At 35.3% G+C, this 21457-nt stretch carries 18 protein-coding genes, 9 tRNA genes, 1 other RNA gene and 1 pseudogene; 6 read left to right on the top strand and 23 right to left on the bottom strand.

What is annotated here, in order from left to right; all coding sequences use genetic code 11:
* Positions 1-7: 7 nt before the first annotated feature.
* The 5 genes from rplK to tuf form a co-directional block, all read right to left on the bottom strand.
* The gene (gene rplK / locus EAG08_RS14015; protein WP_047444876.1) at positions 8-451 is read right to left on the bottom strand and encodes a 50S ribosomal protein L11; all 444 of its coding nucleotides are present in this window, start codon (positions 449-451) and stop codon (positions 8-10) included.
* 334 nt (positions 452-785) lie between these two features.
* Entirely contained in the window at positions 786-1328 is a 543-nt protein-coding gene (gene nusG, locus EAG08_RS14010) for a transcription termination/antitermination protein NusG (RefSeq protein ID WP_129535972.1), read from the bottom strand.
* 17 nt (positions 1329-1345) lie between these two features.
* On the bottom strand, positions 1346-1549 hold the full coding sequence (gene secE / locus EAG08_RS14005; RefSeq protein ID WP_052187936.1) for a preprotein translocase subunit SecE: 204 nt from the start codon (positions 1547-1549) through the stop codon (positions 1346-1348).
* A gap of 13 nt (positions 1550-1562) precedes the next feature.
* A tRNA-Trp gene (locus tag EAG08_RS14000) sits at positions 1563-1633 on the bottom strand.
* Positions 1634-1685: 52 nt separating this feature from the next.
* Positions 1686-2900 carry an elongation factor Tu gene (gene tuf, locus EAG08_RS13995; RefSeq protein ID WP_129535971.1) on the bottom strand — a complete coding sequence of 405 codons (1215 nt, stop codon included), beginning with the start codon at positions 2898-2900 and terminating at the stop codon, positions 1686-1688.
* A 246-nt stretch (positions 2901-3146) separates the two neighbouring features.
* Here tuf and EAG08_RS13990 point away from each other — a divergent pair, with 246 nt between their 5' ends.
* The gene (locus tag EAG08_RS13990; protein ID WP_129535970.1) at positions 3147-4649 is read left to right on the top strand and encodes a DUF4394 domain-containing protein; all 1503 of its coding nucleotides are present in this window, start codon (positions 3147-3149) and stop codon (positions 4647-4649) included.
* A 114-nt stretch (positions 4650-4763) separates the two neighbouring features.
* On the opposite strand, the pseudogene EAG08_RS13985 reads toward EAG08_RS13990, so the two are convergent.
* From EAG08_RS13985 to rpsU, 18 genes and pseudogenes are all read right to left on the bottom strand, one after another.
* Positions 4764-7861, bottom strand: a pseudogene (locus EAG08_RS13985) (efflux RND transporter permease subunit).
* 211 nt (positions 7862-8072) lie between these two features.
* Positions 8073-9155, bottom strand: a complete 1083-nt coding sequence (locus EAG08_RS13980; protein WP_129535969.1) for an efflux RND transporter periplasmic adaptor subunit — start codon at positions 9153-9155, stop codon at positions 8073-8075.
* Positions 9156-9157: 2 nt separating this feature from the next.
* Complete coding sequence (locus EAG08_RS13975) at positions 9158-10399, bottom strand: TolC family protein (protein WP_129535968.1); 1242 nt, start codon at positions 10397-10399, stop codon at positions 9158-9160.
* Positions 10400-10796: 397 nt separating this feature from the next.
* Positions 10797-12161 carry an ATP-binding protein gene (locus tag EAG08_RS13970; protein WP_129535967.1) on the bottom strand — a complete coding sequence of 455 codons (1365 nt, stop codon included), beginning with the start codon at positions 12159-12161 and terminating at the stop codon, positions 10797-10799.
* Positions 12162-12842, bottom strand: a complete 681-nt coding sequence (locus EAG08_RS13965; RefSeq protein ID WP_129535966.1) for a response regulator transcription factor — start codon at positions 12840-12842, stop codon at positions 12162-12164. It lies immediately after the preceding gene.
* Positions 12843-13095: 253 nt separating this feature from the next.
* A tRNA-Ser gene (locus EAG08_RS13960) sits at positions 13096-13180 on the bottom strand.
* Between the two features lie 148 nt (positions 13181-13328).
* A complete protein-coding gene (locus EAG08_RS21400) occupies positions 13329-13502 on the bottom strand; it encodes a hypothetical protein (RefSeq protein WP_164998577.1) in 174 nt (57 codons plus the stop codon).
* 11 nt (positions 13503-13513) lie between these two features.
* The gene (locus EAG08_RS13955) at positions 13514-14032 is read right to left on the bottom strand and encodes a hypothetical protein (RefSeq protein ID WP_129535965.1); all 519 of its coding nucleotides are present in this window, start codon (positions 14030-14032) and stop codon (positions 13514-13516) included.
* Positions 14033-14260: 228 nt separating this feature from the next.
* Positions 14261-14332, bottom strand: a tRNA-Thr gene (locus EAG08_RS13950).
* A 42-nt stretch (positions 14333-14374) separates the two neighbouring features.
* Positions 14375-14447, bottom strand: a tRNA-Gly gene (locus tag EAG08_RS13945).
* A gap of 86 nt (positions 14448-14533) precedes the next feature.
* Positions 14534-14614 (bottom strand) — tRNA-Tyr (locus EAG08_RS13940).
* Between the two features lie 20 nt (positions 14615-14634).
* Positions 14635-14708: transfer RNA gene (locus EAG08_RS13935), tRNA-Thr, on the bottom strand.
* A gap of 91 nt (positions 14709-14799) precedes the next feature.
* Positions 14800-14872, bottom strand: a tRNA-Gly gene (locus EAG08_RS13930).
* Between the two features lie 86 nt (positions 14873-14958).
* A tRNA-Tyr gene (locus EAG08_RS13925) sits at positions 14959-15039 on the bottom strand.
* Between the two features lie 20 nt (positions 15040-15059).
* Positions 15060-15133: transfer RNA gene (locus tag EAG08_RS13920), tRNA-Thr, on the bottom strand.
* A 108-nt stretch (positions 15134-15241) separates the two neighbouring features.
* Complete coding sequence (locus EAG08_RS13915) at positions 15242-15532, bottom strand: HPF/RaiA family ribosome-associated protein (RefSeq protein ID WP_129535964.1); 291 nt, start codon at positions 15530-15532, stop codon at positions 15242-15244.
* Complete coding sequence (locus tag EAG08_RS13910) at positions 15529-16416, bottom strand: tyrosine-type recombinase/integrase (RefSeq protein ID WP_129535963.1); 888 nt, start codon at positions 16414-16416, stop codon at positions 15529-15531. Before EAG08_RS13910 ends, EAG08_RS13915 begins: the two co-directional genes overlap by 4 nt.
* A gap of 78 nt (positions 16417-16494) precedes the next feature.
* Positions 16495-16692: a 30S ribosomal protein S21 gene (gene rpsU / locus EAG08_RS13905; RefSeq protein WP_034723363.1), complete on the bottom strand. Its 198-nt coding sequence runs from the start codon at positions 16690-16692 to the stop codon at positions 16495-16497.
* Between the two features lie 159 nt (positions 16693-16851).
* Between rpsU and ssrA the strand changes: the two genes are divergently transcribed.
* From ssrA to fabF, 5 genes are all read left to right on the top strand, one after another.
* Positions 16852-17250: a transfer-messenger RNA gene (gene ssrA, locus EAG08_RS13900) on the top strand.
* Positions 17251-17715: 465 nt separating this feature from the next.
* Positions 17716-18657, top strand: a complete 942-nt coding sequence (locus tag EAG08_RS13895) for a hypothetical protein (RefSeq protein ID WP_129535962.1) — start codon at positions 17716-17718, stop codon at positions 18655-18657.
* Positions 18658-18945: 288 nt separating this feature from the next.
* Positions 18946-19116, top strand: a complete 171-nt coding sequence (locus EAG08_RS13890) for a lmo0937 family membrane protein (RefSeq protein WP_129535961.1) — start codon at positions 18946-18948, stop codon at positions 19114-19116.
* Positions 19117-19938: 822 nt separating this feature from the next.
* Entirely contained in the window at positions 19939-20178 is a 240-nt protein-coding gene (locus EAG08_RS13885; protein ID WP_002976354.1) for an acyl carrier protein, read from the top strand.
* Between the two features lie 31 nt (positions 20179-20209).
* A complete protein-coding gene (gene fabF / locus EAG08_RS13880; protein ID WP_129535960.1) occupies positions 20210-21454 on the top strand; it encodes a beta-ketoacyl-ACP synthase II in 1245 nt (414 codons plus the stop codon).
* Positions 21455-21457 lie beyond the last annotated feature (3 nt).

The raw sequence follows: 21457 nt of genomic DNA, 5'->3' as shown, positions 1-21457 counted from the left end.
CTTAGTTTTAAGCGTTAGTTGGTTTAGTTCCTGTTACTCTTAACCCCATAGATCTAGCAGTACCTGCAACCATAGAAAGAGCTGAGTCCAAAGTAAAACAGTTAAGATCTGTCATTTTATCTTCAGCGATTTTTTGAACTTGCGCCCAAGATACAGCACCTACTTTGTTTCTGTTTGGTTCACCGGATCCTCCTTTGATTTTAGCTGCATCCATTAACTGAATTGCTGCAGGTGGAGTTTTAATAACGAATTCAAAAGATTTGTCTTCGTACACTGTAATTACTACAGGTAAAACTTGACCTGGCTTATCCTGAGTTCTTCCGTTAAATTGTTTACAAAACTCCATGATGTTCACACCTGCAGAACCTAATGCCGGACCAACTGGTGGAGATGGGTTTGCTGCTCCTCCTTTTACTTGGAGCTTAACCATTTTAAAGACTTTTTTAGCCATTGTTTGTTTTTTAAAAATTGAATAATTAATGAGTTTGGAAGCATTTATTATTCAGCAGGTTACCGCACTCACATAAAGCAAACCTACTTTTCGGACTGCAAAATTATGAAAATTATTTTAAATAGCAAACACTTAACTAATTAAATTTCAATATAAAATAATAAAATCTGTTGCATATGAAAAAATAGGTTTCATTAATTCAACGATAAAATATATAAGTCTCAAAGGTTAAACCACTAAATATATACTCAAATTGAATACAGATTTAATTTAAAAAATTATTAAAAAAAATACCGCTCATTTCTGAACGGTATTTTTTTATATTTTAAAAGTTTTATACTTTTTCTACTTGTGAAAAGCTCAGTTCCATTGGAGTTTTTCTTCCGAAGATTAAAACAGAAACTTCTACTTTTTTCTTGTCTTCCAAGATTTTCTCTACTGTACCGTTGAAACCATTGAATGGTCCATCGATTACTTTCACGTTTTCACCAACGATGAATGGAATTTCTGCATCTGAAGCAAATTCCGAAAGTTCATCCATTCTGCCAAGCATTCTGTTGACCTCAGATTTTCTCATCGGAACAGGATCTCCACCTTTGGTTAAACTCAAGAAAGAAATCACACCAGGAATGTTTTTGATCACGTGAGGAATCTCTCCCATCAACTCTGCTTCTACCATCAGATAACCAGGATAGTATGGTCTCTCTTTTGGCACTTTCTTCCCATTTCTAAGCTGAATAACCTTTTCCATAGGAATCACTACCTGAGTAACATACTGCTCAAAGCCTAAACGCTTGATTTCTGTCTCAATATAGTTTTTCACTTTATTTTCCTGTCCGCTGATCGCTTTCAGCACATACCATTTCAATTCGCTCATTATGGGAAAATACTTTATTAGTTGAAGGTATTGATTAGTATTCCGATGATGTTGCTGATTGATTTTGAAAACAATTCATCAACGCCAAAGGTAAACAATGCCAAAATAACAGTTGCTACAGTAACAACAATAGTTGAAGACTGTAAGTCAGACCACTTTGGCCACTCTACTTTGTGTCTAAATTCGTGATAAGAACCTTTTAAAAATTCTACTAAGCTCATTATTTTCTTTTTGCACGGGCACAAGGATTCGAACCCTGATCAACGGTGTTGGAGACCGGTATCCTACCATTGGACGATGCCCGTAGATTAAAAGTTCCGTAAGTTTCCTTACGGAACTTTAATTATATTAAGATGATTAGTCTAAGATTTCAGTAACCTGACCTGAACCAACTGTTCTACCTCCTTCTCTGATTGCAAATCTAAGACCTACGTTAAGAGCGATTGGCTGTAACAATTCTACAGTGATCTCTAAGTTATCACCAGGCATTACCATTTCTACACCTTCTGGTAAGAAGATTTCACCTGTAACGTCAGTAGTTCTTACGTAGAACTGAGGACGATATTTGTTGTGGAATGGAGTGTGACGTCCACCTTCTTCTTTAGAAAGGATATAAACTGAAGCTTTGAATTTCTTGTGAGGCTTCACAGAATCTTTCTTAGCGATAACCATACCTCTCTTGATGTCAGTTTTTTCAATACCTCTCAACAATAGACCTACGTTATCTCCAGCTTCACCTCTATCTAGGATCTTTCTGAACATCTCAACTCCTGTAATAGTAGAAGTTAATTTCTCTTCACCCATACCAATGATATCTACAGGATCTCCTGTGTTGATAATACCAGCTTCGATTCTACCAGTTGCAACAGTACCTCTACCTGTAATAGAGAATACGTCTTCGATTGGCATCAAGAATGGCTTATCAGTATCTCTTGGTGGTTGCTCGATCCATTCGTCAACAGCATCCATTAATTGCTCAACAGATTTAAACCATTGATCATCAGTCTTAGCACCTCCTTCTGCAGTAGCAGCAGTAAGAGCACCAAGTGCAGAACCTTGAATTACTGGAGAGTTATCTCCGTCGAAATCGTAAGTAGACAATAAGTCTCTCAATTCCATTTCAACAAGCTCTAATAACTCAGCATCATCTACCATGTCAACTTTGTTCATGAAAACAACGATTCTAGGTACGTTTACCTGACGACATAGAAGGATATGCTCTCTAGTTTGAGGCATTGGTCCGTCTGTAGCAGCACATACAACGATAGCACCATCCATCTGAGCAGCACCAGTTACCATGTTCTTTACGTAATCCGCGTGACCTGGACAGTCAACGTGAGCGTAATGTCTTTTTTCAGTTTCGTATTCGATGTGAGCAGTATTGATAGTAATACCTCTTTCTTTTTCTTCTGGAGCAGAGTCAATAGCAGAGAAATCTTTTTTCTCAGCAAGACCTTTGCTAGCCAATACAGCAGAAATAGCTGCAGTAAGTGTAGTTTTACCATGGTCAACGTGACCAATAGTACCAATGTTCAAGTGTGGTTTGTTACGATTAAACGTTTCCTTTGCCATGATATTAAATTATTTATTTTATTGTTTATTCAAATTTTCAGTGTGCAAATATAATGATTTTTTAAATACTAAAATCTTTTTGTTAAAAAAAAATAGTACTCAAACCAAAAAAAATGCAAACATCCATTTCCCTAAATTGGAATTGCAAATTTATAACAAAAAAATGAATTAAAAAAAACACTTTACAAATCCAAGTTTATTTTTCTCTCGTATATTTAGACGAAACTATCAATTAAAATAAATTTTATGAAAAAACTATTCAACATTTGTCTGGCTACATTTGCATTTGTCACGATCATCTCTTGCGATGACGACGATGACATGAGTACACCAGAAACACCTTCCGTTGCACCAGACGTTATGGTCTACGGTTTGAGTGCCAACAACGACCTTTTAGCTTTTAATGCTAAAAACAGTAACGTAATAACTTCCACCAAGCCTATTACAGGACTTGCAACGGGAGAAAAATTATTAAGTATCGATTTCAGACCTGCTACCGGAGAACTTTATGCAGTATCCAATAACAGTAAATTGTATATCATTAATACAGCTACTGCAACAAGCAGAGTGGTAAGTACTACAGCATTTAGTCCTGCTGTTTCGGGAACTATTGTTTCTATTGACTTCAATCCTACTGTTGACCGTATCAGATTGGTATCAAACACAGGACAAAATCTTCGTATCAATCCTGAAAATGGAGTTACTGCAGCTACTGATACAAGCATTGCAACGACCGCAGCAATTGCGGGTATTGCATATACCAACAGTAAATCTGGTGCTGCAACAACTACTTTATATGATCTTGATTTAACTTCAGGAAAATTATTTAAACAAGATCCACCTAACAATGGAACTTTGGTAGAAGTAGGAAGTTTAGGCTTTACATTCTCAGGTCAGGCAGCATTTGACATCAGCCCGGATAATACAAATGCATTAATGGCAGTTACAAGTGGAGGTCAAAATGCTTTGTACAGCGTAAACCTTACTACAGGAAAAGCTTCAAGTATCGGTACTTTACCTCAAAAAATTATTGATATTGCTATCCCTACAAACGCTGTTGCTTATGCAATTGATAACTCAAATGCATTACAAATTTTTGACCCTAATAAACCTGAACCAGTTACTAAGCCAATCACTGGATTACAAACCGGAGAAGGAATTCTTGGGATTGATTTCAGACCTTTAAACGGGCAATTGTACGCCTTAGGAAACTCAAGTAGAATTTATACGATTAATTTAGGTACTGGTGCAGCAACTGTTGTAGGAGCTCAACTTCCTACATTATTATCCGGAACTGAGTTTGGTTTTGATTTTAATCCTTTAGTTGATAAAATAAGAGTAGTAAGCAATACAGGACAAAATTTAAGATTAGATCCTGTCACAGGTGCAATTACTGGTACAGACACCGTACTTAGCCCAGGAACTCCAGCTGTAGGTGCAGCAGCTTATACCAATAATTTTGCCGGAACAACTGCTACTGAGCTTTTTGTAATCGACCATAATACTGATAAATTATATCTTCAAAATCCACCAAATGCAGGTACTTTGGTAGAAAGAGGAGCCTTAGGAATTAACATAGCAGCAGCCAACGGTTTCGATATCGGAAGCACAAGCCAGAAAGCATATTTATTAGCTACTGTTGGTACAGAAACAAAATTATATACAGTAAACACTACAACCGGAGCAGCTTCTTCATTAGGCACTTATCCTAATCCTGTAAGAGGATTTACGGTAGGTTTAGGATTCTAAAAACAGACTTGATTTCATATAAAGAAGCCCGAGATAGATTATTCTATTCCGGGCTTCAACTTTATAAAGATAAATGAAAGAATGATTTTTTAATTTTAATGAATAGCCTTTAAGCTATAAAACTTCTGTTTTCTTGGTTTTATTAAATATCCAAAAGATAATCGGGAAGATTAATAAGGTTAAAAATGTTGCCGTAATTAATCCGCCGATGATTACAATCGCTAACGGTTTTTGCGATTCTGAGCCAATACCTGTAGAAAGTGCCGCTGGTAAAAGCCCAATCGATGCCATTAATGCTGTCATAATTACTGGTCGCGTTCTGGATTTTACACCGCTAAAGATGGCGTCATCTATTTTCAACCCTTCTTTTACATTTTGATGAAATTCTGTGATGAGAATGACTCCGTTTTGAATACAGATTCCGAGAAGGGCAATCATTCCTACTCCGGCAGAAATACCGAAATTCATATTCGTTACATGCAGTGCGATAATTCCGCCAATTAAAGCAAAAGGTACGTTCGCCAACACCAATAATGAATCTTTCATATTTCCGAAAAGGATGAATAAGAGGAAGAAAATCCCCAGAATACTTACAGGAACGACCTCTGTCAGTCTTTTTGTAGCTCTTTGCTGGTTTTCAAACTGACCTGTCCAGCCTACAGAATATCCGTCAGGAATTTTAATTTTTGCCACTTCTTTCTGTGCATCGCCAATTGTTCCACCTAAATCACGGTCACGAATCGAGAATTTAATTCCGATATATCTTTTAATATCATCACGATAAATAAACGCTGCACCGTTATCTTTTACAATTGTACTGATTTCTTTTAAAGGGATTTTTGCACCGTCCTGCGTAGGAACCATCAGTGAAGCAATATCTTTTTCGTCTTTTCTGTACTCTTCAGAATACCTCAACCTTATTGGGAATTTTCTTTCTCCGTCAAACATTTCAGAAGCCGTTTTTCCACCAAATGCCATTTCCAAAACCGATTGTGCATCATCCGGCATCACGCCGTAAGCCGCCATTTTATCTCTGTCGAGCACCACACTAACTTCCGGTTGCCCAATATTTTTAATGATTCCGGCATCTTTTACACCTCCTACATCTTTAATTGATTTTAAAACCTCATCCGCCAATCTGTCTAGCGTCTGTAAATTGTCACCGTAAATTTTAATTCCATTTTCAGCTTTAAAACCCGCCACCGCTTCTGCCACGTTATCTGAGATCGGCTGAGAATAATTGAACGTAATTCCCTGATAATTTCTCAGTTTTTTATCAATTTCTTCTACGAGTTCTTCATAATTGATTTTTCGTTTCCACTCATCTTTTGGCTGAAGATTCACGGCAAACTGCACAAATCCGAAACCGTTGGGATCTGTTCCGTCATTACTTCGTCCGGTTTGTGCCAGAACATCGGTCACTTCCGGAACACTCATAATGTCTTTCTTCAAAATCTCTGCAGTCTTCAACGATTCTTTTAAAGATGAACTCATCGGCATTTCTGCAGTGATCCACAGCGAACCTTCATTTAACTGAGGTAAGAATTCTGTTCCTAAAAATTTTCCTGAAAATAAGGTCACTGCCATGAAGGACAACGCAACAATTAAACTGAGTTTTTTATGTTTAAATGTAAAACTGAAACCTTTCAACACAATTCTGTCCCAGAAATTCACAAACGGATTGTTCTTTTCCCTCACATTCTTATTTAAAAGTAGATGCGTAAGAACTGGAACCAGCGTCAGCGTGAAAATCAATGCTCCGATCAATGCAAAACCAAGTGTGAACGCTAATGGTGAGAACATTTTTCCTTCCACTTTCTGGAATGAGAAAATTGGAATTAACGAAGTAATGATAATTAATTTTGAAAAGAAAATTGCTTTTCCTAAACCTGTCCCGGTCTGTTTAATCCACCCGGCTTTTGCCATTTTGTTAAATTTCTCAGGACCGTATTTCTTGGCTTTATGGTCGAGCATGACAAAGATTCCTTCGACCATGACGACGGCTCCGTCAATGATGATTCCGAAATCGACTGCTCCAAGTGAAAGTAAGTTGGCACTCATCCCTGCCATTTTTAAACATAAAAAGGCAAACAGTAAGGATAATGGAATGATGATGGAAACAATCAAAGTTGTACGCCAGTCTGCCATGAAAATTAAAACGATAACTGTCACCAGAATAATTCCTTCCAGTAAATTATGCATTACAGTTTCTGTAGTGAAATCCATCAGATTATCTCGGTCGTAAAAAGTGACCATTTTCACATCTTTCGGAAGAATCTTTTCGTTCAGCTCATTAATTTTAGCTTTTACACCCACCAAAACCTCTCGTGGATTTTCGCCTTTCCGCATCACCACGATTCCTTCTACGGTATCATCCTGCTTATTCAGACCAGCCTGCCCTACCCTTGGCAGTGAACTCTCGTGAACTTCCGCTACATTTTTTACCAAAACCGGATTTCCGCTTTCGTTTTGAATCGTGATGTTTCCAATATCTTCATTCGATTGTACCAAACCAATTCCACGAACAACGTAGGCTTGTCCGTTTTTCTCGATCACATCTCCGCCGACATTCAGATTGCTTTTTGTAACAGCTTCAAAATCTGAGAAGGTGTCAGATTGTATTTATCTAAAGCTCTTGGGTCAATGCTCAGCTCAAACACTTTATCCTGACCACCGAAGACATTGATATCAGCAACTCCGGGAACACCTCTCAGCGCACGGTCGATGACCCAGTTTTGCAAAGTCAGCAATTCTCTTGAATCTTTAGTTTTACTTTCCAAAGTATATCTGAAAATTTCTCCGGTCGGTCCGTATGGAGGCTGCACTTCCGGGTCAACCTCATCAGGCAGACTCACATTTCGAAGCTGATTGTTGACCTGATTTCTGGCAAACATATCGTCTACTCCATCATCAAAAAGAATTTTAACAATAGAAAGTCCGAACATCGTTGTACTTCTAACGCTTGTTTTTTTCTGAACTGGACTCATCGCCAGTTCAATAGGTGTCGTAACAAATCGTTCCACTTCTTCGGCACTTCGGCCATTCCACTGGGTGATAATCACAATTTGGGTGTTGGTGACATCGGGGAAAGCTTCAATCGGCATATTTTTGAAACTGATAAAACCCGCAACCGCTAAAACCGTTACCCAAATAAAGGTGAAGGCTTTATTTTTGAGTGAAAACGAAATGATATTTTTAATGAATTTATTCATAATAGAAATTAGATGTTAGCTTTAGATATTAGACTAATAACTAAATGTTTAATTTTGAAAAACTTTAACTAAGAAAATCGTTGAATAGATTTGAACCATTAAGGACTATTAAGGAGTTAAGGGTTATTAAGGAATTCGCAGGCAAATTTCATAAGAATTCTACAACGTATTTAAACTTCACAGCTTAATCAAAACTTAATGTTTAAATAAATTAGTTTTTCAGCGAACGGTAAATCAGTAGTTGGTTATTGGTGATTACATTTTCTCCTTCGGTAAGACCTGCTGAAAGGTACGTCACGTCGCCAAGCTGTTTCTGAACTTTAATTTCTTTGACTTTCACATCGGTTCTTGATTTAAAAACAACAACAAAACTTCTGTCATCATCAAAAATTACTGCTTTTGACGGAACGGTAAGCGCTGAAGCATTTTCAGATTTTGAAACTTTGATGGTTGCTTTACTTTCAGGAATTAATAATCCGTTGGCATTATCCAAAACCACTCTTGCCTGCATCGCATTGGTTTGCGGGTCGATAATTTTAAATATTTTATCAATCTTCCCGTCAAAAACTTTATCCGGATATGATAATGTGGAAACCTGCGCAGTCATTCCTAAACTGATTTTATCAATATCAGATTCGTTGACATTCATGATTGCCCAGACGTTATTTGTATTGGCCACATCGAAAATATTTTCGCTTCGGTCACTTCTCAGCTGCATATCTTTATTGATATCTTTATGCACAATATATCCGTTGATCGGAGCAAGAACGCTGTATATATTTCCTTTTTTCACATTATAAACTGTACTTACTGCGGAAGATCTCTGCATCTGATCCTGTGCTTTCTGCACCTGACTTTTAGCTTCTAAAACATCTCTTTCGGTATTTAGTTTTCCTTCATACATTTCTTTGGCAACACGTAAATTGTTTTGAGCAACCAATAAATCGGTTTTAGCATCACTCACATCTTTCTGAACATCTGCCAATTCCGTACTTCTTATGGTTGCGAGAACCTGACCTTTCTTTACATAATCTCCCAATTCAACATTTACACTCATCACATTTCCGCCAACCAAAGGATAAACGTCGATGTAAGAGTTCCTGTCTGCAGATATTTTTCCGTAAAAATTGTAGGCGTCTTCTATGTTTTTGAATTCAGCTTTTGCAGTGGTGATCGATTCGAGCATCGTATTGCTCAGTTCAAAACCTTTAAGTGCGGCTTTTTTCGGTGTTTCTTTTTTCGAACAAGACGTTAAAAAAAGTGCAATAATTAAAGGGATTATTAATTTTTTCATTTTTAATAAAAGATTTTCGTTTGTACCAATTGATTGAGTTGTTCTGCGGATTGTATCAATTCATTTTTCATATCATAGATCTGAAGCGAAGTCTGACGGTAACTTTCCATAAAATCTGTAAAATCGATGAGATTGACGTTTCCGTTTCTGAAGTTTTTGAGAATTCCGTTGTAGACCAGGTCTAAATTATCGAGGTCGGTAGATTTTATTTCAAGCAACTGTTCGTATTGATTTTTCCACATTTGAAAAGCCGACTGCACTTTAGTCTCCAGATTTAGTTTTTGAAATTCTGCATTTCTCTGATTCTGCTGAATAGCAAAATTGGCTTTCTGCACATTTCCTTTATTCACTTTCCAAAGCGGTATGGGAATTCCAATTTTTAAATTGATTTCATTATTAAAAGTTCCTGAAGCTTGATCGTATTCAGCACCCACATTCAGATCTGGAACATTGAGAGATTTTTGCCATTGAGCATAAAGTTTAGAATTATCAATCAGTTTTAAATTAAATAAATAATCTGCGTTGTTTTCAATGGCTTTCCTTTTTAAATCAGATTCGTCTCCGAAAGGTTGTGCAGCAAGAATTTGTTTTGCTTCGTCATCTGAAATTTGAGGCTCTATATTTTCGGTAATTCCCGTAAGAAGTTTTAAGTTTTGCTCAAATTCCAAAATGTCTTTATTGATTCTCAGCTTATCATTATTCAGCTGAATTACAATACTTTGTAATCTCACTTCATCTTTCAGAGAAACATTTCCTTTAGCAGATTGTACTTTATAAGCTTTCAATAGGTCATTCATATATCCCAATTGCTTATTGGTGTTCTCAAGCTTCAGTTTTTCATAATAAAGATTGTAGTAATTGGTATGAAGTTGTGTTCTCAATTCAACAAGAAGCTGAGTAAACTGAAGCTGTGCCAAATCTTTATTGGATTTTGCAAAAGCAACTTCGTTTTTCTTCTTTCCGCCCATGTAAATCAGCTGTGTCACTTCAAAACCTTTCGCTTTACCTGCATCTAAAAATTTTCTGTCTTCAGGATTATAGGCGTTGATGTAACCACTCATCTGTGGAAGTTCCCAGATTTTAGCCTGCAAGATATCCGCATCAGCCATGTTGATGTTGTACTGTTCGGCAAGAAGCTGAAGATTGTTTTGCTGAAAGGCATTTTCGCAATCCAAAAGCGACATTTGCTGTTGCGCTGTCATTATCGAAGATATAACAACGAACAGTCCTGCAATTTTGTTCATTCTCTCAATTTTGATGACAAAAGTGCGGTTGCTCGATTAAAACGACCTTAAAGGAGACTTAAAAAAAATTAAATTTGGTTTTGGGTGCGAATTCGCTAAGTTTTTTTGAACCATTAAAGGAATTAAAGGGTTAAGATTCTTTAAGAAAATCAAATAGATTTTATTTAAAGCTGAATGCTTAAAATATTTCACAGAAAGAAATTTTCTCTTCGCCAACCAAAAACTACTTGCAAAAGAATGTTTAGAAAAATATTTTAAACGCAACGTGAGACAAAGCTCTTTTTTAAATTCTATATTAAAATTTTTAAGATAAACAAAGCCGTTTCACTTAGCCAAGTAATACAATTTATTTCTGGGCAAGTATCTTGGCACTCTTAAATCTTAATCGTTAAAAATATTATTTATTAAAAGTAACACTAAACTTATTAGTATGTTCAGCAGGTGAATTGTACTTGATTTTCGCATTGTGGTATTCCAGGATTCTTTTGGCAATGCGGAGTCCGAGGCCGGAGCCTGTAATATTTTGAGAATTATTTCCACGCATGAAGGCGTCAAATAATTTGGGTTGCTCTTCCATTGAAATGGTATTTCCTGCTGAAACGACATCTACGATGAGTTGAGATTCTGTTTCTGTGATTAAAACTTTAGCCTCGGAATCGTCTGAATAAACGGCAGCATTTTTAAACAAATTGATAAAAACAATATTAAGCAGCGACTGAACTCCTTTTATGGTCAGAAACGCTTGATCAGAAGTGGTTTCCGAAATCAGAAAATCCATAGTGAGGTTGGGGAAGCTTTTTTGAACACGCTCGAAAGATTCAAATATTACCTCATCAATCCGTACTTCCTCGTAAATCGTCTGAATATTTTCTTTGTCGAATTTTGTGAGAAGCAGAAGAGAGTTCGTCAAATCTGAAAGCTGATAGACATCTTTCAACATTTGTTTTAAAGCGGAAAGTGTTTCGGGCGAATGCTGTTCGAGTTTAATTAAATTTTCCAATTGGAAAGCCATTCTGGTAATCGGTGTTCGAATTTCGTGGGATGCACTTGCGGTAAAATCTTTCTGTGACTGGAAAACATCATTCAGGCGAACAATCATCGTATTAAAAGACTGCGCAAGAATACTGATTTCGTCATCGGACTGTTCAACAGGAATCTGCGTGGTGAGTTTGTGTGCGGTCACTTCAGAAATTTCTTTGTTCAAATCTTCCAGCGGCTGAAGAAATTTACCCATAAAATAATAGCTGAAAAACCCAATCAGAAGGGCGCAGGTGATGAAAGCAGTAATCAAAAGATACTTAAGATAGTCCAATTTGGATTGTCCGTTGGCATCAAATGCGCTGGTGAGAATGTAATAATTTTCTCCGTTGATGTTTTTTAAAGCTGCGTAGACTTCAGGATAAGTATTTTCTTGATGCACTGCTTTTTTTTGATCAACTTCCTGCAGTAAATTCTTGTCCCAGGTTACTTTTCTGTCTTTTATGGTACTATAGATGAGTTCCTTTTTAGCATTAAAAATCAAAATCGTTTCATTCAACAAGACATTATCAGAATTTTCATTGAAGAAAATAGGAGCTTCCTCTACAAAATTTTTAGATTTAGAAATAAAGTTGGTCGTAAAATCTAAACGACGGACGAATCTTTCTTTAAACTCTTCTTTCCTGAAATCATTAAAAGAAACATAAATAATGATAAGAACAATACCAAAAAGTAATGAAAATGAAATGCTGAGTGTGAGCGCAATTTTCCTTTTTAAAGACATCTATAAAGGATTTAAATAATATCCGAAACCGGAACGCGTGTGAATCAACTTAACTTTATAATCTTTATCTAACTTTTTCCTTAAAAAATTGATGTAAACTTCAACCGTATTAGTGTTGGTATTGAAATTATGTTCCCAAACGTTTTCTGTAATCTGCTGTTTTGAAACCGTTCTCCCTTGCGCTTCTGCCAGATAAGTTAATAATTGAAATTCTTTTAAGGTCAAAGCGATTTCGTTCCCGGCTCTGAATACTTTTTGTTCGGTTTTATTAATAATTAAATCATCTACTCTGATGATGTCCTGGTCTACAGTATCAGACGGTACTTTTCTTCTTAGTAAAGAATTTATTCTCAATAGTAATTCTTCAAACTGAAATGGTTTCACCAAATAATCGTCAGCTAATCTTGTAAACGCATCTTTTTTATCTGAAAGATCGCCGTAAGCAGAAATGATAATAATAGGTGTGTTTTTGTCAAAAGACCTAATGGTTTGACAAACATCTAATCCGTTGATCTTTGGAACATTGATGTCTAAAAGATACAGATCATACGAATTGCTTTTTATCTGGCGAAGAAAGGTTTCTCCGTCATAAATTCTGTCGGTGGTAAAACGGTTTGACTCTAAAAACTTACTCAATTCTGCAGAGAGAATGAGATCGTCTTCCAAAAGAAGAATATTCATCAAGGATATATTTACTACGAATTTAACGAAAAAAATAATGAGCTTGAGAATTGAAAGATTAGAGAAAACTTTTAAATAAGTAAAATGTTAAAAGAAAGACTTAGTTTAGAGCTATTGATTTGAATGTTTTTAGTTTTTCAATTATGATTAATTAAAATAATATTAAACTTTTAAAGTTTGTCAAAATCAGATTAAAAACAAAAAACCTCAGATATTTCTATCTAAGGTTTTCATTGATTGGTTTCCCGATTTGCGGAGAGAGAGGGATTCGAACCCCCGGACCTGTTACAGTCAATAGTTTTCAAGACTATCGCAATCGACCACTCTGCCATCTCTCCATTAACTCCGATTGTATCGTTGTTTTTGGTGGTGCAAATATAATACGTTTTTTTTAATCTCCAAAATATATTTTTAAAATTAAAAAAAAATGTTCTTAAAAATGGTTTAAAAGCCCTAATGTTTATTGGTTTGAAGATATACAATTTATTAATCTTTTAATTCCTCTCTTCTAATTACATCTAAAGATGATTTGAATTTCTCTTTTGCTTCTGAACTTTCATTATCAGCAGTTTTATAAATATTATTATCAATAAGGTATAGGGTAGAAATAACTCGTGCTTCACAATCGCTTGAGTGACCGTCTATCAACATATACGTCATGCTTAAATTTTTTAAATTATTAGTCCAAGTTTTAGTATATATTGATGATCCCAAATCAAATGACTCACCCCCAATTCTGCATTTATCAGAACTTTCTCTTTTTTAAGTTCTCCTTTACCAAATTTCAATTCTAAATCATCAATAAGTTTACTATCAGGTGAAGTAATGTCTATTTTGTACAAAATATTTTTATAAAATGAGAGTGCAATTCTTTTATTATCATATTTTCCATTCAGTTTGTAGTTATTAATTGAGTATGCAGAAATATTCTCCGAATATGAGGCACCAGAAGGGCTTTTATATGCTTCCGATTTATTAGGCTTTAGTTTCTTAATATTGAATTTATATCCAGCGGACAATTCACAACTATAACTATCGCAATCTTCTATTGCAATTTTATTGTTCACGGCAATAGAATCAATTTGATTTTCTTTAAATTTCGCAAGTTTAAAAATTCCGAGTCCCTCAATTTCTTGAGAAAAGAATACTGAGTAAGTTAATAAACTAAAAAGTATAAATATTTTTTTCATAGTAGATATTTTAAAGTTTGATTAGAAAATTAGAATAAAAATTCGACTTTATTTAAACTGTATTTAAATTAACTGTTACGTATGACTATATTTTTTAATCAAATTTTAGGAATAAAGATTTGAATTTGCTTTATGATTTTATAGAAATGAAAATCGCCGAACGCAATTTTTTTATTGAAGTATTTTAAAAACTTCGGAAAGCCAATGTAGGAAAGGCTTTCCGAATTGAGCCAACTACGGGACTTGAACCCGTGACCTCTTCCTTACCAAGGAAGCACTCTACCGCTGAGCTAAGTCGGCATTAAAAGAAAAAAATCACGCTGTAAAAGAGTGATTTTTTTGAGCGGAAGACGAGGGTCGAACTCGCGACATTCAGCTTGGAAGGCTGACGCTCTACCAACTGAGCTACTTCCGCAATTTTGTTTCCAAAATTATTGGTAAACGCTGTACAAACTTAGGATAAACCCTTTAAATCTGCAAGTTTTTTTCTAATATAAAATGTGGGGAGAGCAGGATTCGAACCTGCGAAGCCGAAGCAACTGAGTTACAGTCAGTCCCATTTAGCCACTCTGGAATCTCCCCAGATATTTTATATTAAATTGAGCCTCCAGAGGGACTCGAACCCACGACCTGCTGATTACAAATCAGCTGCTCTAGCCAACTGAGCTATGGAGGCAATTTAATAAAAACTGAAAGCTATCAGAGAAATTCTACTCTGTGCTGCATCAGCAGTTAAAAAAAATCACGCCAAATGCGGTGTGAAATTGAGCGAAAGACGAGGGTCGAACTCGCGACATTCAGCTTGGAAGGCTGACGCTCTACCAACTGAGCTACTTTCGCAATTTTGTTTCCAAAATTATTGGTTAACGGTTTGCAAATGTAACAAAACTTCTTGAAACTTGCAAGCTTTTTTTTAATATAAAATGTGGGGAGAGCAGGATTCGAACCTGCGAAGCCGAAGCAACTGAGTTACAGTCAGTCCCATTTAGCCACTCTGGAATCTCCCCAGATATTTTATATTAAATTGAGCCTCCAGAGGGACTCGAACCCACGACCTGCTGATTACAAATCAGCTGCTCTAGCCAGCTGAGCTACGGAGGCAAAATAAAAAAAGATTTCAAAAAACGATTGTTCCTTTTTGCGAGTGCAAATATAGAACAGATTTTTTGAAATCTCAAACTTTTTTAGAAACTTTTTTTAATTTATTTTCTATGCTAATTCTTTTTTCTTGATTAACAGTTTCTTAGCCGCGTCAACACATTGGTCTAAACTTTCTTCAAAACTCGTACTTGTCTTTTTCACGACGATATCTTCACCCGGAACTACCAAAATAAGCTCTGTTGTCTTATTGGATTTGTCTGAATTGTTTTCTACTTTTAAGAACACTTTGCATTCCTGAAGCTTGTCGTAAAACGTATTAAGCTTGCTTACTTTTTTGTCAACGTGTGACTCTAGCGGTTCGTGTGGAGTTAAGCCGATTGCTTGTACTGAAATCTTCATAATTCTTCTTTTTTAACAGCTCTTGGATGAGCTTGATTAAACACTTTTTTCAACTGTTCTATATTGGCATTCGTGTACACCTGAGTGCTTGCAAGACTAGAATGCCCTAATATTTCTTTTACTTTAGATATCTCTGCCCCATTATCCAAAACATGCGTAGCAAAGCTATGTCTTAAGATGTGCGGACTTCTTTTTTCCTTCGAAGTAACAAGACTAAGGTAATTATTAACCACTACATAAACAAATTTTTCTGTCAGTTTTTTTCCCTTTTTGTTGACAAAGAAATATTGTTTAAAATCTTCATGAGGTTTTCTGATTTCCAAATAGCCTTTCAGTAGTTTTGCTAAGTCAGGTGAAATAGGAACATAACGTTCTTTATTTCCTTTACCTAAAATTTTCAATTGTTCCCCTTCGAGGTTTACACTCTCAAATATTAAGCCACAAAGCTCAGCCTTTCTGATTCCTGTTTGATACAAAACCTCCACGATGCATTTCTCTAAGATATCGTCAACATTGACAAGAATCTTATCCTGAAGCACCTCCATTTCCTCCACAGACATAGGAATTTGCTTCTCTGCGTAAAATTTAAGGGAAGTAACCGTTTCTACAGGAGAAACTTCAATTTCGCCTAATCTTAAGAGAAAAAGATAAAAACTTCGGAGCGAAGACAGCTTGCGATTGATACTTCTTTTTGAAATATCATTCTCACTGAGTTCAACGATAAAATTTCTGATTGTTTTTTTATTAGCTTTAATGATGTTTTCTGAACCTTCTGTTTTAAGATAAAAAGAAAAAAAATCGTCAAGATCCTTACGGTAACTTGTTATGGTATGAGGCGAATACCTCTTTTCGAGCTGTAGATAGTCTAAAAACTTCTCTCGCATAATGTATATATAAAACAAAAATCACTCCTCAAATATAACTATTTAAGAAGTGATTTAGTATGTGTTTAAGAAAATTTCTTAAGCTTGTTCTTCCTTGCTTAATCCTCTTTGCTTATAAGCTGCTTTCAGCCTAGATTGTCTAAGAGTTACAGAAGGCTTAATAAAAGCTTGTCTAGATCTTAATTGACGAACTGTACCAGTTTTATCAAATTTTCTCTTGTATTTTTTAAGTGCTCTATCGATGGATTCACCATCCTTTACAGGTATTATTAACATAATTTACATCTCATTTTGGATTGCAAAAATATAACTTTTTTCTTGATTAGCAAATTATTTATCTATAAAATCGACATTAATTCTGAAATTTCTAAACACAACTTTTTAATATGAATTGAATTTAAACAAAATATTGTATCTTTGCCTCTACGTAAACATGGGGTTGACTGGTTTCGACAGCAAGATCAATGGGTAAGTAAGCATGCAGAGAACCGTAGTGCGATCTCTTTAATCACTTGCTACAAACTTTTAACTGGCAACGAAGAGTTCGCTCTTGCAGCTTAATCCGAATAAAGTAAGATTCAAGCGCTTTCCCGAAGATAGTAAGGAAGCAAGATGTCTCACAAATGCTCTGTTCTGCGGCGTTTGATTCTGAGATATAGTAATGCAGAAATAAGGTTTTGGGAGCTTTGACCAAGACTCGAAAACTTCAGAAGCTAAGGTTTAAGTTGGGTGTTTGCTCTCTGCTTAGGCACGAAAATCAATAGTAAAATAAGCATGTAGAAATCTTATGTATTGCTTGTTTGGACGAGGGTTCGAATCCCTCCAACTCCACTTCAAACCCTGTAAATCAATTTATTTACAGGGTTTTGTTTTTTTAAGGTGCTAATTTAAGTGCTACCTCTGTTGTTTTTACAAGAGCATAACTTCCTTGTAAAATAATAAGCCGGACACCAATTGAATGATTACGTGTTGGCATTTGAAGTACCCTCAGCAGAAAATCCTTACCAAAAATCAGCACTTCAGTACAAATACAAATTCCTAATATTACATGGAACATTAATAGAGATTAGAACTGTGAATCAACACCTCCCTCCCTACGATGCAAGTTTTCAATTTAAAAATGCAAAATGAAATCCTCAAATAAAGCTTTTTTGTAATTCAATAAGGATATTTTTGAAATAATATTAAAAAAAATAAAATCAAGTTTAAAAAAAATTATATTTATATGTCAATACAAACGTTTATCCATTGCGATAATTAACGATTTATTGATAATTTAAAGATCTAAATTTAATATGTATGAATTTTTCTAAACCCCCTATCACTATTACTCTGATTACTTTATTACTAATGATGAGTTGCGGAAGCAGATCAACAGATTTTCAAAAGTCAGGAGACACAAGCTTTTCTCATAAAAGTGGCCGCCAGGAGGAGTTAAATTATATAGCGTATTACTCCGAGATTTACAAGGCAGACAGTTTATTTATGACGAAGAATTATGATGAATCTTATAAAATTCTAGATTACCTGCTGAAGAGATACAAACCCGTCAAAGGTTGGTTTGTAAATGTATCGAGAGATTATTTGATCTCTAAGAGTAAAGTGGCAAAAGTTGAAAGAACTGATGTTGAAAATTATCTTTACGAACAAGCATACGTTTTAGAAGCTATTTTAGGAGATAAAAGTGTAGCAAAACTTTTAGAAGAGTTTCATATCGACAAGATTGAAGTTGAAAAAATCGTCGCAAAAAATGTCAGCAAAATCAACATCCCATTAAGAAATGAGCTGGGCAATATGACACTGAAAGATCAGGACATAAGAAATACAAAAAACTACGACAGTATAAAAAAAATTGATTGGCAGCACAGCCAAAGATTAAAAGAAATAATCGAAACAGTCGGCTTTCCTAATGAAAAAATTGTTGGTGGATATAATCTGCAAGGAAAACCACATTCGGAAATATTCTTACCCCAGATTTTTAACCACATGGCCTATAATGGGGATTATGATTATTTCAAAAAGAAACTGCCCGAATTAATCAGAAACGGAACATGCGATCCGTTTAATTATGCGATGTTGGAAGATAGAAGAAATGAGATCAATAACAGGCCAATAGAATATCATGTGATTATTCCGATAACGGAAAACAGCGATAAAAAGAAGATCAATGCCAATAGGAAAGCCATTGGTTTACCATCTGTAGAATTCGAGGAGTTCAAAAAGAAAATAATGTCAAATTAATCATATACTCGTAATAAAGTATAATTGCAAAGGCTAGTTATACCGTTTCATTGCGGTGATGATTTTAATTTAAAAATCAAGTAAGCTGTTATTATCAATATGGCTATAAGAATAAAAGCGGAAAATTATAGCACTATTGAAAATATGAAAATTCGCCAACTCAACTTTAGTAATAAAAAAACTCAATGTTTGTTCTTTTTTTCATTAACACATACCACAACTTCTGCACAATAATCAGAAAGGCATAGTATATGCTAATACTAAAATATAACACCCAAAAATTTTATTATGAGAAGTTTACTATGGTTAGTCGCAGTCATTTGTATTATCGTTTGGCTTTTAGGTATATTGAATGTCGTACCAGGAATCGGAACTAGTTCTTTAGTACATATATTATTGGTAATTGCAGTTATAGTAGTGCTTTACAATATTATTAGTGGAAGAAAACCACTTGATTAAAAATCTAAACTAAAACTATTTAAAGAAAAAAAACACCAACAAAATTTGTTGGTGTTTTTCTTTGAAAGTAAAAATCAAAAATTCATTTTAACACCTTCGTTCTTAACAAGGCAACCAAGAATACATGATACCTTATCAATGCATAGATTGAAGAATTGAAAACATTTTTTTCGTTTGCTTTTGCTAAATCCAGAAAGGACAACTAGGTGATAAAGCCAATAAACCTGAATTGATGGGTTTACTAGTACACTTATCTACTTTATCCATATTACCTACAACGAAAGGTACCGTCCAGAATCTGTAAATTCCCGCATTTAGATAAGTTGAATCAAGAATCGATCTACAAATATTTGAAAATTCACCCCAAACCTTTCGTGTAATATCTATCTGCTTGACAACGTCCAGAAATTCACTTTTAAGTAATTTACAGTTTTACATCTTCTAAAATAATAGAATTCTGGCTTGACGCATCTTTGTTAAATACAATTCCTATAATTAAGAATCAACATATTGCAATACGCTCTTAAACCTCGCATCTTTTTTAAAGCTTTAGCCGTTTCAGGATGTTATTAAGGGCTCAAAAATTTACTTTTAATGCAATTTTAATAAAAATTTAAACTAAAAAGTTTTGAGAATTAAAAAAATAAAACATCAAAACAAACAATCAGATTTAATTTAAAATCTAAACACCTGAAAACTAAAATACTAAAGTCTGAGACAATAAAATAAGCGGTATTGGTCCACAAAAAAGACTAAAAAAATGTTTTATCGTAAAGAATTTTATATATTTGCACAATCTAACAATTAAAAAAATAATTTACTATGTCAGACATTGCATCAAGAGTAAAAGCTATCATCGCTGATAAGCTTGACGTTGAAGAAACAGAGGTAACTCCAGAGGCTAGCTTCACAAATGATTTAGGAGCTGACTCTTTGGATACCGTTGAGTTAATCATGGAATTTGAAAAAGAATTTAACATTCAGATCCCTGATGACCAAGCAGAAAAAATTACTACTGTAGGGCACGCTATTGCTTACATTGAAGAAGTAGTAAATAAATAATATTCTTCAACAAAGAAAATTTACAAAGTTTATGGAATTAAAAAGAGTAGTTGTAACCGGTTTTGGCGCCTTAACACCCATCGGTAATAATGCGAATGAATACTGGGAAAGCCTGTTAAAAGGTGAGAGCGGAGCCGCTCCGACGACTCTTTTTGATGCCACAAACTTTAAAACAAGGTTTGCTTGCGAGGTGAAAAACTTCGATCCGCTGGATCATTTCGACAAGAAAGACGCCAAAAAGATGGATCGTAACACCCAACTTGGTATGGTAGCTGCCCGTGAGGCAGTTGCTCATTCAAGGATTATGGAAGACAATGTAGACAAACACAGAGTCGGAGTTATCTGGGGTTCAGGAATTGGTGGTTTAGAAACTTTTGAAACTGAGGTTTTAGGGTGGGCAAACACAGATATTCCGAGATTCAACCCTTTCTTTATTCCTAAAATGATTGCGGACATTACGCCGGGACATATTTCAATAGAATATGGTTTCCACGGTCCCAATTATACTACTGTTTCTGCATGTGCTTCATCTGCAAATGCATTGATTGATTCTAAAATGCTGATCCAATTAGGAAAGGCAGACGTTATTGTTTGCGGAGGCTCTGAAGCTGCCGTTACAGCAAGTGGCGTTGGTGGTTTCAATGCGATGATGGCACTTTCTACAAGAAATGACGATCCGAAAACAGCTTCAAGACCTTTTGACAAAGACAGAGATGGTTTTGTATTGGGTGAGGGTGCAGGAGCAATCATTCTTGAAGAATATGAACACGCTGTAAAGCGTGGTGCAACGATATATGCAGAATTATTAGGTGGCGGTATGAGTGCAGATGCACATCACATGACGGCACCACATCCTGAAGGTTTGGGAGCTTATTTAGTAATGAAAAATTGTTTGGAAGATGCAGGATTAACTGCTGATGAAGTAGACCACATCAATATGCATGGTACATCTACTCCATTAGGAGATCAGGCAGAATCTAGTGCAATTTCTAAATTATTTGGTGAGCACGCTTACAATATTCAGATTAATTCTACAAAATCAATGACAGGTCACCTTCTGGGTGCTGCCGGAGTCATTGAAGCTATTGCTGCTTTGGGAGCTATTATTCATGGTATTGTTCCTCCTACAATCAATCACTTTACGGATGATGAAAAAATCGACAGCCGATTAGATTTCACATTCAATAAAGCGGTGAAAAAAGATGTGAAAGTAGCGATGAGTAACACTTTCGGGTTTGGTGGACACAACGCTTGCGTTCTATTCAAGAAAATCTAATTA

The sequence above is a fragment of the Chryseobacterium sp. 3008163 genome (assembly GCF_003669035.1).
Classification (GTDB): Bacteria; Bacteroidota; Bacteroidia; order Flavobacteriales; family Weeksellaceae; genus Chryseobacterium.
Note: the sequence above shows the minus strand (reverse complement) of the source record. Positions and strands in the feature narration are given on the sequence as shown.

What these genes read in the sequence shown, in the direction of transcription:
- rplK (WP_047444876.1), bottom strand. Translation starts at nt 451, where the DNA reads ATGGCTAAAAAAGTCTTTAAAATGGTTAAGCTCCAAGTAAAAGGAGGA.
- nusG (WP_129535972.1), bottom strand. Translation starts at nt 1,328, where the DNA reads ATGAGCGAATTGAAATGGTATGTGCTGAAAGCGATCAGCGGACAGGAA.
- secE (WP_052187936.1), bottom strand. Translation starts at nt 1,549, where the DNA reads ATGAGCTTAGTAGAATTTTTAAAAGGTTCTTATCACGAATTTAGACAC.
- tuf (WP_129535971.1), bottom strand. Translation starts at nt 2,900, where the DNA reads ATGGCAAAGGAAACGTTTAATCGTAACAAACCACACTTGAACATTGGT.
- EAG08_RS13990 (WP_129535970.1), top strand. Translation starts at nt 3,147, where the DNA reads ATGAAAAAACTATTCAACATTTGTCTGGCTACATTTGCATTTGTCACG.
- EAG08_RS13980 (WP_129535969.1), bottom strand. Translation starts at nt 9,155, where the DNA reads ATGAAAAAATTAATAATCCCTTTAATTATTGCACTTTTTTTAACGTCT.
- EAG08_RS13975 (WP_129535968.1), bottom strand. Translation starts at nt 10,399, where the DNA reads ATGAACAAAATTGCAGGACTGTTCGTTGTTATATCTTCGATAATGACA.
- EAG08_RS13970 (WP_129535967.1), bottom strand. Translation starts at nt 12,161, where the DNA reads ATGTCTTTAAAAAGGAAAATTGCGCTCACACTCAGCATTTCATTTTCA.
- EAG08_RS13965 (WP_129535966.1), bottom strand. Translation starts at nt 12,842, where the DNA reads ATGAATATTCTTCTTTTGGAAGACGATCTCATTCTCTCTGCAGAATTG.
- EAG08_RS21400 (WP_164998577.1), bottom strand. Translation starts at nt 13,502, where the DNA reads ATGACGTATATGTTGATAGACGGTCACTCAAGCGATTGTGAAGCACGA.
- EAG08_RS13955 (WP_129535965.1), bottom strand. Translation starts at nt 14,032, where the DNA reads ATGAAAAAAATATTTATACTTTTTAGTTTATTAACTTACTCAGTATTC.
- EAG08_RS13915 (WP_129535964.1), bottom strand. Translation starts at nt 15,532, where the DNA reads ATGAAGATTTCAGTACAAGCAATCGGCTTAACTCCACACGAACCGCTA.
- EAG08_RS13910 (WP_129535963.1), bottom strand. Translation starts at nt 16,416, where the DNA reads ATGCGAGAGAAGTTTTTAGACTATCTACAGCTCGAAAAGAGGTATTCG.
- rpsU (WP_034723363.1), bottom strand. Translation starts at nt 16,692, where the DNA reads ATGTTAATAATACCTGTAAAGGATGGTGAATCCATCGATAGAGCACTT.
- EAG08_RS13895 (WP_129535962.1), top strand. Translation starts at nt 17,716, where the DNA reads ATGAATTTTTCTAAACCCCCTATCACTATTACTCTGATTACTTTATTA.
- EAG08_RS13890 (WP_129535961.1), top strand. Translation starts at nt 18,946, where the DNA reads ATGAGAAGTTTACTATGGTTAGTCGCAGTCATTTGTATTATCGTTTGG.
- EAG08_RS13885 (WP_002976354.1), top strand. Translation starts at nt 19,939, where the DNA reads ATGTCAGACATTGCATCAAGAGTAAAAGCTATCATCGCTGATAAGCTT.
- fabF (WP_129535960.1), top strand. Translation starts at nt 20,210, where the DNA reads ATGGAATTAAAAAGAGTAGTTGTAACCGGTTTTGGCGCCTTAACACCC.